This is a genomic window from Chryseobacterium sp. ERMR1:04, assembly GCF_001297705.1.
Taxonomy (GTDB): Bacteria; Bacteroidota; Bacteroidia; order Flavobacteriales; family Weeksellaceae; genus Chryseobacterium.
In genome coordinates this window covers 1,247,550-1,260,586 of the sequence record NZ_LIRF01000003.1, presented here as the reverse complement: position 1 = coordinate 1,260,586, position 13,037 = coordinate 1,247,550, and the positions used below count along the sequence as shown (strand labels likewise).

Here is a 13,037-nt window from a genome sequence, read left to right as displayed (position 1 = left end):
TTTTTTTATCCTAAAATTTAAATATAAAATTATCCTGCAACAACAGCTTCTTCAGCATAAACAACACCTTCGTAACAAGCGTTGTAAATTGCTTTCAATTCTTCTAATGAAGGAACTCTTGGGTTAAATCCTGTACAAGGATCTACCAATGCATTGTTGGCGATATAATCTAGGTTTTTATCCCAATCTTCTCTTGAAATTCCAAATTCTTTGATCGCTGACTGATTGTTAATTTCAGAACGAAGTGTTTCAATAGCCTGTGCTAATTCTTCAGTCGTTTCTTTTCCAATAACTTTTGCCAAATCAGGATAACGTTCAGTGGCCTGAGTATTAAAACGAATCACATTTGGTAAGAAAATCGCATTCGAAGCTCCGTGAGGAATTCCATACAATGCACCTACTTGGTGAGATAAAGAATGAACAATTCCTAACCAAGCATTATTAAATGCCAAGCCTCCCATAAAAGAAGCGTCATGCATATTCTGACGAGCTTGGATGTTGTTTGGATTTTCTACTACTTCTTTCAAATTATCAAAAACCAACTCCAGTCCTCCTTTAGAAAGGGCATCAGCGATATTATTTTCGATATTTGAAACATAAGCTTCCACGCAGTGCGTTAAAACATCAAGACCTGTATTAGCAGTAACATGAGCGGGCATTGAAGCACAGATTTCACCGTCAATAATCGCAATGTCCGGCGTTAGTTCGTAAGAAACAATTGGATATTTTACGCCTTTTTCACGGTCTGTAATTACGGCTAAACCTGTGGTTTCAGTTCCCGTTCCGCTGGTAGAAGGAATGGCAATAAATTTAGCTTTATTTCTTAAAACAGGTACTGTGAAAGGCTTGATCATTGCTTCGAAATCAGCATCAGGATATTCATAAAATACCCACATGATTTTTGCGGCATCAATTGCAGAACAACCTCCTAAACCGATGATCCAGTCTGGTTGAAAATTTTGAATCATTTCAGCACCTTTCATGCATGTTGCAGATGAAGGATCTTCTTCCACCCCTTCAAAAATTTGGGTTTCGATTCCGGCTTCTGTAAGATAAGCAATCGCTTTATCCAATGTTCCGCTTTTTCTCATCGAGCTTCCACCCGTTACAATTACTGCTTTTTTACCGTTGATATTTTTTAATTCGTCAAGACTTCCCGCACCATGGAAAACTTCTCCTGCAATAAATAATTTGCTCATTTTTATTCTTTAATTATAATGATGCAAAATTAAAAAGGGCAGAAGCAATGATGTTATACAAATAAGACTATCCGATATACATTTGCGCCAACTCTTGTTGAAGTTCGGTGGGAGTTTCCTTCAATTTAGCCTTAACAAATTTATTAAGGGCCGATGGAGAATTAAAGCCAAGATCAAAAGCAATTTCTTTATGGCTGAGGTCTGAAAAGAGGAGTTGACGTTTAATTTCTATAAGAATTCGATTGTGAATGGCCTGAATCGCCGTTTCTCCGCAATGTTTTTTCGTGATTGAGTTGAGTTTTTTCGGCGTAATGGCTAATTCTTCTGCGTAATATTGAACGGTACGCTGCTCTTTATAATGCTGATTGAGCAATTTTTTGAAACGAACATAAACAGGTTTATCAGCAGTTTCTTTATGTAAAATAGGGTGAAGTCCGTGAATAGATTCTATCAATGCCAATAAAAAAATCTTAATATGAAATCTCGCCTGTTCCTTTTTAATAAGACTTGGTTTTTGGTAAATTCCTTTGATGATTTCAATGGCATGTAAACTTTGTTCAAAATCTTCGGGAGAAAGAATAGTGCAATTCAGTTGGGTAGAAAGATTAACGTTATACGTACTCAATTCATTCTTTAAAATATCGGAACAAAACAGTATTTCTTCAAACAGAATAATTTTTCCTTTCAGATCATCACTTGATTCTATTATAAAATGAAACTGCTCAGGAAATACCACAGAAATTTTTCCGGCTTTCAGACCATGTATTTTATCTTCAATCTGAATCTGTAAATTTCCTTTCTCGATAACAATAATGAAAAAATGATCTTTTTTATGAGGTTTTAAATAGTCTTTCAGATTTTCTGTTGTTAAATCAAAAGCCCGAAAAGACAGATTTTTATCTTCTTCTTTCTGAATATTTTTTTTGATCTCCAGTTTCCTCATGCCTCCTATAATTTATTGTTTTAAAAAAGGCAAATGTAGAATAAAACATGCTGTATTCCCAATATTTTGATAATTGGAAAGCTTGAATTTCTAGGATGAGAAGCTTAATCGCGCTATCCACTCATACTCCTCACGCCAACCCTAAACCCTTCTTTCTCTCCAGCTCCGTGTTGCGGGGTAACCGTTACTATCACGGCTAGGGCATTTGTCATACTTTTCAACAGTCATCATCACCATAAAGTTAGTCATCCTGGAAGGATCTCAACAGCTGAAATGATATTGACCTACTTAACAACAAAAAGCCATTCAAAAGAACGGCTTTCTGTTTTATATAACTTTCATCAACCTAGAAGATGAAATATTATTTGATTCCTAATTTTGTCTTTACAGCAGCGGTAATGTCATCATTAGGAGCATAGTATCCAATATTACTGTTACCCTGAGATTTTGAGGTGTCAAAAACATAGGCTAGTCCTTTTTCTTTGGCAACTGCAGCAATAGCATCACCTACTTTCTTTTGAATAGGAGCAAATAGTTCATTTTGCTTATCAGAAACATCTTTTGTAGATTTTGTTCTCAACTCTTCAATTTTACCTCCAAGACCTTTTAATTCAGTTTCTGCATCTCCTAATTCTTTTGTTAATTTATCTTTGTTGGCAGCAGTTAGTGTTTTTTGCTTATCCTGAGCTGTTTTCAATTTGGCTTGAAATTCATTCACCATTTTATCAATTTCAGTTTGTTTGCTTTTAGCAAAACTTTCAGCAGTCGCGGCCGCCGTTTTTACTTCAGAATAATTAGCAAAAATAGTATCAGAGTTTACGTGACCTAACTTTTGTTGTGCATGTACAAGATTCGTAATCAAGAATAGTCCTGCAGAAAAAGCGATAATTAATTTTCTCATTTGTTCTTTTTATAAAATTTTTTTCAAATTTATAATATATAATATTGCATCTTGCCAAAAAAACAATTGTTAAAGTATTGTAAATGTGATGTTTATTTGTTATAATAACATTTACGGTTTAAATTTTAAACCATTTAATCCAAAACACATGAAAATATTTTAGTGAAATAAAAGACGGGTATCAATTTTCATCTCTCAACGAAAATCCGTATTTTTGTGCATCTAAAAGTAAAAGAAGAATGAATTCCTACAAAAATCCATTGGAAGAGCGATACTCCAGTGAAGAAATGTTATTTAATTTCTCACATAATAACAAATTCCGTACTTGGAGACAGCTTTGGATCGCTCTTGCAGAGATCGAAAAAGACCTTGGTCTTGAAATTTCTGACGAGCAGATTGCTGAGTTGAAAGCCAATGCTGAAAATATCGATTATGATAAAGCAGCAGAGTATGAGAAAAAATTCCGTCACGATGTTATGGCTCACGTTCACGCCTATGGTGATGTGGCGCCTTCAGCAAAAGGAATTATACATTTAGGAGCTACTTCGGCTTTTGTAGGAGATAATACAGACTTAATTCAAATCCGTGACGGATTATTAATTTTAAAGAAAAAATTAGTAAACGTAATGAAAAACCTTGCGGATTTTTCTATTCAATATAAAGACCTTCCAACATTAGGATTCACGCATTTTCAACCTGCTCAGTTAACGACTGTTGGGAAAAGAGCGACTCTTTGGTTACAGAGTTTGGTTCTTGATATCGAAGAACTTGATTTCTTCTTAGAAACATTACGTTTCAGAGGAGTTAAAGGAACTACAGGAACGGCTGCAAGTTTCTTAGAGCTTTTCAATGGAGATTACTCTAAAGTGAAGCACTTAGATAAGGAACTTTCAAAAAGATTCGGTTTCGATAAAGTATTTGGTGTTTCTGGTCAGACATATGATAGAAAGATTGATGCAAAAGTGGTGGCGTTATTAGGAAATATCGCTCAGTCAGCTCACAAATTCTCAAACGATTTACGTTTACTTCAAAATCTTAAAGAAGTTGAAGAACCATTCGAGAAAAACCAAATCGGTTCATCGGCAATGGCTTACAAACGTAACCCAATGAGAAGTGAAAGAATCGGAGCGTTGGCGAAATATGTAATGTCATTGACAACAAGTTCTGCAATGGTAGCTTCAACTCAATGGTTTGAAAGAACATTGGACGATTCTGCTAACAAGAGATTAACAATTCCTCAGGCATTTTTAGCCGTTGACGCTATTCTATTGATTTGGAATAACATCATGAACGGAATCGTTGTGTATCCAAATAGAATCAACAAACATATAGAAGAAGAACTTCCTTTCATGGCGACAGAATACATCATCATGGAAGAAGTGAAAGCTGGTGGTGACCGTCAGGAAATTCACGAAGTGATCAGAGTTCATTCAATGGAAGCTTCTAAAAAGGTAAAAGAAGAAGGTAAAGAAAATGATCTGATTGAAAGAATCTTAAATGATGATTCATTAAAATTAGATAAAACGAAATTAAAAGAAGTGTTAGATCCTAAAAACTTTATCGGTTTTGCTCCGATTCAGACGGAAGAATTCATCAGCAATGAAGTTCAACCTATTTTGGACGCAAACAAAGACCTGATAGGTTTGGAGGCTGACCTTAAAGTATAAATCAATATGCAGTCTTTTCGGCTGCATATTTTTTTTAACCCAAACATGAAGAAAGTACTTTTAATCATTTCATTGATACCAATGATTTCCTATTCTCAGAAGAAGGATGTTTTAAAGTATTTTATATCGAAAGATTCTTTAGTTGGAGTTAAAAATCAAAAAGGAGAGATCATTGTTCCTGCGCAATTCAGAGTTTTCTCAAACATTGAAAATGGTGAATTAGTAGAAGGAGAAACCATTCACTTTGATGGATCTAAAAAAGGAGAAGAAAGAGAGAAAAATGCTTGGGGATATATCTACGATCGGAAAGGGAATTTCTTATACCAACCTTTTTTATATGATAACGGAGCTGATTATTTCCAAGAAGGCGTAAGAAGATTGGTTAAAAATGGAAAAATGGGTTTTGCAGACCGTAATGGTACAACTGTTATTGAAGCAACGCATGATTTCGTTTTCCCATTCAATTATGGATATGCAGCTTTTTGTGACGGATGCGATTGGGAGAAAACTGATGATGAGCACAAAGCGGTTGTAGGAGGAACTTGGGGAATTATGAATGATAAGGGAGAAACTGTTCAGCCTTCATCAAAACAATCTGAAAATGATTTAGAAGTAGGCGGAGAAAGATATCCATATCCATTCAGATACAATGAAAAAGAGAAGGGTATTCTTCAGTTTTTCGAAAAACAAAATCAACAACTTTCCGATATCTATTATGTTAATCATTATAATAAGTTATCTGAAAATGATAAAAAACTATTCTTTGAAATTGTGGAAAGACCAAAAGAGAACTTTCCCTATTTTAATATTAATACATATGATAACGGAAAGATGAATTCAGGATTGTCACGGTTTAATTTCATAGTTTCAGAAGACGGTAAAAATTTTTACGCTTCGGATTATGACGTTGAAAAGATTACTTTTGAAAAATGGCTGAAAAAAGAAATGAAAGAAGTCGAAGAATTTCAAAAAGAACATCCCGATAATCCGAACAAATTAAGTAAATAAGAAAAGCTTTTACTCTAAAAAATTTCAAAAAATAATATAACATACTTTTATTTTTGAAATTATCGCATCAATGATGCGACAATTAGATTGAATAGCAAAAGATAAATTTAAAAATAAGTCTAATAATATTTAATATCTGGCATCTAATGTCTAATAACAAAAGAATTTTCGTAGAAAAAAAAGGAGTTTTCGATGTAGAAAGTCCAAAAATTTTTGATGAAGTAAAAGCGGTTGTTCCGTCGATCAAAAATGTAAAAGTGTACAATGTGTACGATATCTTTAATTTGAATGACGGTGAATTCGAAAAAGTGGTGAAGAGCACTTTCGTAGACCCTGTTACGGATATTTTGCACGAAGAAAATCCTGCAACAACCATTCATTTTGCAATGGAATTCTTGCCGGGTCAATACGATCAGCGTGCAGATTCTGCTCAGCAGTGTATCGCTTTACTTACAGAAAATGAAAAGTCTAAAGTAAGAAGCGGAAAGCTAATTGAATTTGAAGGGGTTTCTGATGCCGACATAGTAAAGATCAAAGACCTTTTAATCAATAAAGTAGAATCTCAGGAAAAAGATTTGGCGGTATTAAATATTCCGGCAGATGAAATTCCATCAAAAGTTTTAATTCACGAAGGTTTCATCAGTTTTGATGATGCTCAATTAGAAGATTTCTACAATAATCACGGTTTTGCATTAGGCTTAGATGATTTAAAATTCATTCAGGAGTATTTTAAAACTGAAGAGAGAAATCCTACGGAAACAGAACTGAAAGTTTTAGATACGTATTGGAGTGACCACTGTCGTCACACAACTTTTGAAACAGAATTGTCAAATATTGAATTTGAAGGACAATTTAAACATACATTGGAAACTATTTTCAATGATTATATTGAAAAAAGAAAATTCTTAGGACGCGAATTAAAGCCTATTTCTTTAATGGATTTGGCAACGGTTTGCGGAAGATATTTCCATAAAACAGGGAACTTAGAAAACCTTGTTGTTTCTGACGAGATTAACGCTTGTACGATCCAAATTGAAGCGGAATACGACGGTAAAAAAGAACCTTGGTATTTATTATTCAAAAACGAAACACACAATCACCCAACAGAAATTGAACCTTTTGGAGGCGCTTCAACATGTTTAGGAGGCGCGATCAGAGATCCATTGTCTGGAAGATCTTTTGTATTCCAAGCGATGAGGTTAACGGGTGCTGCTGATGTTTTAGAGGCAGTTGACCAAACATTACCAGGAAAGTTACCTCAAAAAACAATCACAAAACAGGCCGCAAACGGATATTCTTCTTATGGTAACCAAATCGGTTTGGCAACAACAATGGTTTCTGAAATTTACGACGAGGGCTACAAAGCAAAAAGAATGGAAGTTGGTTTCGTTACCGGAGCCGTTCCTGTAGACTGGGTAAGACGTGAAAAACCTGAGGTTGGTGATTCTATCATTATTTTTGGTGGGGCAACAGGCCGTGATGGTGTTGGTGGAGCAAGTGGAAGTTCGAAAGAACAGGATGAAACTTCTATCCACACCATGAGTTCAGAAGTTCAGAAAGGAAATGCTGTTGAAGAACGTAAAATTCAGAGATTATTCAGAAATCCAGAAGTAACGAGATTGATTAAAAAATCAAATGATTTCGGAGCTGGAGGTGTTTCTGTAGCGATTGGTGAAATTGCAGATTCTCTGGATATTAATTTGGATGTTTTACCTTTAAAATATGAAGGATTAAACGGAACTGAGCTTGCTATTTCTGAATCTCAGGAAAGAGTAGCAGTTGTTGTTGATCCAAAAGATAAAGAACAGTTTATCAAATTCTGTGAAGATGAAAACATTGTGGCTGTTGAGGTGGCAAAAGTGACAGATTCAGGAAGAATGCAGATGTTCTGGAAAGGCGATAAGATTGTTGATCTTTCAAGAGCGTTTTTAGATACCAACGGGTGTGCTAAAAGTCAGGAAGTGAAAATTACACATCTTGAAGAAGTAAAAGAAGAAACTCAATCATTCAACGAAGAGAATTTCTTAAAGATTTTAGCAGATAAAAATGTGGCTTCTCAAAAAGGATTGTTGGAAATGTTCGACGGATCTGTAGGAGGAACTACGGTTGCGATGCCTTTAGGAGGGAAATATCAGCAAACGTTGATGGAAGGAAGCGTTCAGACGTTACCCATCCTTGGCGCAAAAGATATTGAAACAGTTTCTTTAGCAAGTTGGGGATTTGATGCTGGAATTTCTAAGCAGAACTCACTGCTAGGATCTTCTTATGCGGTGGTAGAAAGTGTGGCTAAGATCGTTGCAATGGGTGGCGATTATAAAAATATAAGATTAAGTTTTCAGGAATATTTTGAGAAATTAGGTCAGAATCCTGAGAAATGGGGGAAACCTTTGGCTTCATTATTGGGAGCTTATGATGCGCAGATTAATCTTGGATTAGCAGCTATCGGAGGTAAAGATTCAATGAGTGGAACGTATCAGGATTTGAATGTTCCGCCAACGTTGATTTCTTTTGCTTGTGCTAATGGAGAAAAGAAAAACATTATCTCTCCTGAATTTAAGAATGAAGGAAATAAATTATATTTCTTTAATCATATTGCTCAGGAAAACGGACTGCCAAATTACGAAAGCTTAAAAGCTATTTTTGAATTTATTTTTGAAAATATCAAAGCTGGAAAAATTATTTCTGTGAAAACAGTGAAGGAAGGCGGAGTTGCGGTTTCTCTTGCAAAAATGAGTTTTGGTAACAAATTAGGAGCTGAGATTACGATTGATGATAGCGTTTTATTAGCTAAAAATATCGGAAGCTTAATTATTGAATCTAAAGAAGAATTAAGTTCTACAGCGTTACAATTAATTGGTGAGGTTAAAGATTCAAAAATTATTACAATTAATAACGCTGAATTTGCAATTGAAAAACTTTTAGCAGCGAACACCAATACGTTTGAAAATCTTTTCCCAACGATTGAAAAAGAAAAACTGACGGTTGAATTGGATTCAAAACTGAATTCAATCAATCCAAGAAATATCATTATTAAAAAACATGGAATTGCTCAGCCAAAAGTATTTGCTCCGGTTTTCCCGGGAACAAACTGCGAATATGAAACATTGAATGCATTCCAGAAAGAAGGAGCTATTGTTAGCAGCCTACCACTGAAAAATATAAGTCACCAATTACTTGAAGAAAGTATTGATGCTTGGGTAGAAGAAATCAGAACTTCTCAGATCTTAGCATTCTCAGGAGGTTTCTCTGCGGGTGATGAGCCAGACGGTTCTGCGAAATTCATCGTGAATGTTTTGAAGAATGAAAAGATGAAAAATGCCGTTCACGAATTATTAGAAAGAGACGGAATGATCATTGGTATCTGTAATGGTTTCCAAGCGTTGGTTAAGTCTGGATTGTTGCCTTACGGACAAATCAAAGATCTTGATGAAAACTCTCCAACCTTGGCTCATAATGCCATCAGAAGACATATATCTCAGATGGTGAATGTGAAAGTGGTAAACGATGAAAGTCCATGGTTGAAAGGAATGAAGGATCAGGTGTTTACCATTCCAATTTCTCATGGGGAAGGTCGTTTTATGGCTTCACAAGAAGAACTTGAAAAGCTATACAAAAACGGACAAGTAGCCACTCAATACATCGATTTTGATGGAAATATTGCGCACGGAATGCCATTTAATCCAAATAACTCTTTATTCGGAATTGAAGGAATTACCAGTCCATGCGGTAAAATTTACGGTAGAATGGGACACCCTGAACGTTTTGCAGAAGGATTGATGAAAAACATTCCTACTGCGAACTATCACAACATATTTAAAAACGGAGTGGAGTACTTCAAATAAATTTACAGCTATTGGCAATTAGCTTGTGGCTTATAAACCTCATAGATTTTAATTTCTATGAGGTTTTTTGATGATTGTTTAGCAAATAAATTTATATCTTATAAACCTAACGGGTTTTTAAAACCCGTTAGGTTTTGCTAATCAATACAGAAAAACAAATTGTTGTAATCTATTAAAATTTTTAAGTACTGAATAAATAAATGAAAAAAATAGTTTCAAATAAAAAAGTGATTGTTATCAACGGCATTCATTTTTCAAGTCTGGTAGGTTTCTACGAAGAAGTATCTAACGTTTTGACGAAAGATATCAATTGGAAAGTCGGAACATTAGATGACTTCAATGATATCTTATACGGTGGTTTTGGAGTTTTTGAAAATGATGATGAAGTGAAAATCATTTGGGAAGAATCTGAAAAGTCCAGACAAGATTTAGGATTCGAAGCAACAAAGGAGTTCTACGAAAATAAAATCAAACAAGGAAAACCTTTTAATATTGAATTGATTCAAGAAAAACTGAACGAATTGATTAAGGGAAACGGACAAACTTTATTCGATATTTTACTTGAAATTATAGAAGATCACAAAAATATTACGCTAATTTTGGATTAAATTGGACTATTAAGGAGAATTAAGTTTTTAAGTTTAGTTAAGCTTAAATTGCAACAACTAACAAAATAAGTATTAGCAATGTCATCTTGAGCATAAACTGAAGGTTTACGAAGGTAGTTCACGAAGGATCTCAATAATTCTTAACTTCTTAAATAAAATCTTAATGGTTTAAAATCAAAATCTATAATTAATACAATAAATGAAGAAAATAGTATATGGATTATTCTTTGGTGACAGCATAACGTACGGAGAATATGATGGTGTTTTTGGAGGTTGGGTTGACATTCTGAAAAGATATGCTTTGCAGAAATACAACGAAGGAGCAAAAAATGAACTGATTCTTTTCAATCTCGGAATTGGAGGAGAAACAACGGAAGGTTTGGTTAAGAGGATTCCACATGAATTAAGAGCTAGAAATTCTGCTGATGGAAATGTTGTTTTTATCGGTTATGGAGCTAATGATCTGGCGATAAAAGAGGGAATTCAGATGGTAAATACTGAGAATTTCAAAACTAATATTTTGACTGCAATTCAGCATGCAAAACAATATTCCCACGATATTTATTTGGTAAGTATTTTACCATTTTCTAAAAATGTAGATGGAGTAGTGGCAGCTTCTGGAAAGTTGAGAACCAATGAAGAAGTTCTTGTTTACAATCAGATCGTTAAAGATATTGCCACTGAAAATTCATTGACTTATATTGATTTTTACACTGCATTGTTAGAAGATAAAGAATTTTTACTTTCAGCAGACGGTATTCATCCTAACGAAAAAGGCTATGGAATGATGGCTGAACTCGCAATTCCAATCATTGAAAAATATTTATAATGCCTAATTTATTTTCTTACGGAACCTTACAAAAAGAACAAGTTCAAATTGAAACCTTCGGAAGAATTTTACATGGAGAAAAAGATATTCTGACAGGATATAAACTCAACATGGTAGAGATTACTGATCCCGAAGTGTTGCGAAAGAGTGATCAAAAATACCATCCAATTTTACGGTTTTCAGGAGATGATAAAGATGAGGTTGAAGGAGTTTTGTTTGATGTTTTAAATGAAGAAATTCTTCGGGCTGATGAATATGAGGTTGATGACTACAAACGAATTGAAAAAATCTTTAAATCTGGAAAGGAAGGATTTATTTATGTTGAGAGATAGAAATATGAAATCCTGCCAAAAAATGACAGAATTTCATATTGTTTTATCTTAATAGACATCAATCCATAAATTTTCTCCCATTGTATAGGCTTTGGCAGTAAAGTTGTAAGTGGTACCGCCAGATGTAGTGCCATTTCCAATTAATACGTCTGGAATACCAGTAGCTGTACAAGGATGATAAATTCCTACAGAACCTCCCATTCCGGGTATAAATTGCCCTGGGTTATTAAGTTCCCTAAGTTCAAATTTCATATAATTCCATCGTTGATTATCAGCAATATTTTGAGGAATTTGATTAGGTAAAAGATAGCTTCCATTATACCATCCGTCAATCGGATAAGGATGTCCGGATGCGGTATCGGAATCTGTATATGCTCTATATTTTGTTATTACACCTGGCCCTAAAGGTTTCTGCGGTCCCATAGCCTGATAACCTTGGCAGCTATTGACATCCAACGTGAAAAGTGTAAAATAAAGATCTAAACTATGATAATCATCATGATTAATAATGTGTACAATTCCGTTACCAGTTATTGGGTTGATCTGAGCAAAAGTAGAAGAACTTAAACTTAAGCCAAGAATTATGGTTAATATTTTTTTCATAATTATTTAAATTTTGAGTTTTGGTTGATTTGGTCAAGCTTTGCATTATAGATTTTTACTGCCCATGTAAGGATTTTATCTCTTTCCCCCTGAGTGTTTTTAGCAATTTCTGCATCTTTTACCCCTGTAGATTTTATTAATTGTAAAGCTGATGGAATAAGGATATCTTTACGTCTATCGCTCAACTCAAGAGACTTTCGGTTTCTCTCTTCTTCCGGGGTTTCTCTATTTTCAGGTTTTGAAAGACTTTTGATAGATTTCTCAAAATTCAAAACTTCTTCACTTTTTGTAACTTCAATTGGATTTGGAATAGAGGTTTCTGTACTACAAGAAACACATGCTGCTATGAGTACAGCATACAATAGTTTGTTTTTCATGTTAATATGATAAAATGGTTTTCAAGCAAATATATTAAAATATTATATCATTATTTGGTGATAATTAATATTTTCGTGAATATTACTAATGATATGCATTTATTTAAGGTTTATTCTGAAAAAAATAAATTTAAAAATTTCGTATATTTAAGAGAAAAGATTTGAAGAATGTTGATAGTGAAATTTATTAAAAGATGTATTTCCAATACACCAAAATTCCAACAATTACAGACAAAACAGCCATCAAAATTACCGCTCCCGCAGAGATATCCTTAATAAAACCAATTCTTTTATCAAATTTAGGTTGAATAAAATCACATATTTTTTCAATCGCAGTATTGAAAATTTCGGCAGTTAAAACAGCAAAAGACACAATCAAAATTAAAGCAGTATCAACTGTAGAAAGTTGTAAATAAAAAATTAATAAAAGATTAATAATGAAAGCAAGAAGCTCTAATTGAAAATTTCTTTCAGATTTTATCATTAAAAAAACACCTCGAAAAGCATTCAGAAAACTTTTATGGATCGGTGGTTTTCGCATAAATGAAAAGATTATTTACAAATATAATTAATTGCTTGAAGAAAATCCTTATCTTTATTCCTTTATGATGTTTTATCATAAAAAACCAAAGTAGAAGTGATGTGGATAATCTTTTGATGGTTGTTAATAACTCTCAGGATTATATTTTTTAATCTATTTTGTATTTATTATATTTGTAAAAATTTAT

General features: G+C 33.8%; 12 protein-coding genes. 6 read left to right on the top strand and 6 right to left on the bottom strand.

Annotation, left to right across the window (positions count from 1 at the left end):
* Nucleotides 1-29 precede the first annotated feature (29 nt).
* The 3 genes from AMQ68_RS05835 to AMQ68_RS05825 form a co-directional block, all read right to left on the bottom strand.
* On the bottom strand, nucleotides 30-1,199 hold the full coding sequence (locus AMQ68_RS05835) for an iron-containing alcohol dehydrogenase (RefSeq protein ID WP_054509637.1): 1,170 nt from the start codon (nucleotides 1,197-1,199) through the stop codon (nucleotides 30-32).
* Between the two features lie 67 nt (nucleotides 1,200-1,266).
* Nucleotides 1,267-2,142: a helix-turn-helix transcriptional regulator gene (locus AMQ68_RS05830; protein WP_054509636.1), complete on the bottom strand. Its 876-nt coding sequence runs from the start codon at nucleotides 2,140-2,142 to the stop codon at nucleotides 1,267-1,269.
* Nucleotides 2,143-2,503: 361 nt separating this feature from the next.
* Nucleotides 2,504-3,043 (bottom strand): OmpH family outer membrane protein, encoded by a 540-nt coding sequence (locus tag AMQ68_RS05825; protein WP_054509635.1) that lies wholly within the window; start codon nucleotides 3,041-3,043, stop codon nucleotides 2,504-2,506.
* A gap of 239 nt (nucleotides 3,044-3,282) precedes the next feature.
* Here AMQ68_RS05825 and purB point away from each other — a divergent pair, with 239 nt between their 5' ends.
* The 6 genes from purB to AMQ68_RS05795 all read left to right on the top strand — a co-directional run bounded on the left by purB (nucleotide 3,283) and on the right by AMQ68_RS05795 (nucleotide 11,329).
* Nucleotides 3,283-4,710, top strand: a complete 1,428-nt coding sequence (purB, locus tag AMQ68_RS05820; RefSeq protein WP_054509634.1) for an adenylosuccinate lyase — start codon at nucleotides 3,283-3,285, stop codon at nucleotides 4,708-4,710.
* A gap of 45 nt (nucleotides 4,711-4,755) precedes the next feature.
* The gene (locus AMQ68_RS05815; protein ID WP_054509633.1) at nucleotides 4,756-5,718 is read left to right on the top strand and encodes a WG repeat-containing protein; all 963 of its coding nucleotides are present in this window, start codon (nucleotides 4,756-4,758) and stop codon (nucleotides 5,716-5,718) included.
* A 146-nt stretch (nucleotides 5,719-5,864) separates the two neighbouring features.
* A complete protein-coding gene (locus AMQ68_RS05810; RefSeq protein ID WP_054509632.1) occupies nucleotides 5,865-9,560 on the top strand; it encodes a phosphoribosylformylglycinamidine synthase in 3,696 nt (1,231 codons plus the stop codon).
* Between the two features lie 200 nt (nucleotides 9,561-9,760).
* A complete protein-coding gene (locus AMQ68_RS05805) occupies nucleotides 9,761-10,168 on the top strand; it encodes a ribonuclease inhibitor (protein WP_054509631.1) in 408 nt (135 codons plus the stop codon).
* Between the two features lie 199 nt (nucleotides 10,169-10,367).
* Nucleotides 10,368-10,997, top strand: coding sequence for a GDSL-type esterase/lipase family protein (locus tag AMQ68_RS05800; protein WP_082383988.1), 630 nt, complete (start codon nucleotides 10,368-10,370; stop codon nucleotides 10,995-10,997).
* Entirely contained in the window at nucleotides 10,997-11,329 is a 333-nt protein-coding gene (locus tag AMQ68_RS05795; protein ID WP_054509630.1) for a gamma-glutamylcyclotransferase family protein, read from the top strand. Before AMQ68_RS05800 ends, AMQ68_RS05795 begins: the two co-directional genes overlap by 1 nt.
* A gap of 48 nt (nucleotides 11,330-11,377) precedes the next feature.
* Here the strand turns inward: AMQ68_RS05795 and AMQ68_RS05790 are convergent, their stop codons facing one another.
* From AMQ68_RS05790 to AMQ68_RS05780, 3 genes are all read right to left on the bottom strand, one after another.
* Nucleotides 11,378-11,932: a hypothetical protein gene (locus AMQ68_RS05790; RefSeq protein ID WP_054509629.1), complete on the bottom strand. Its 555-nt coding sequence runs from the start codon at nucleotides 11,930-11,932 to the stop codon at nucleotides 11,378-11,380.
* Between the two features lie 2 nt (nucleotides 11,933-11,934).
* Entirely contained in the window at nucleotides 11,935-12,309 is a 375-nt protein-coding gene (locus AMQ68_RS05785) for a hypothetical protein (protein WP_054509628.1), read from the bottom strand.
* A 187-nt stretch (nucleotides 12,310-12,496) separates the two neighbouring features.
* Nucleotides 12,497-12,850, bottom strand: a complete 354-nt coding sequence (locus AMQ68_RS05780; protein WP_054509627.1) for a diacylglycerol kinase family protein — start codon at nucleotides 12,848-12,850, stop codon at nucleotides 12,497-12,499.
* Nucleotides 12,851-13,037: the final 187 nt, after the last annotated feature.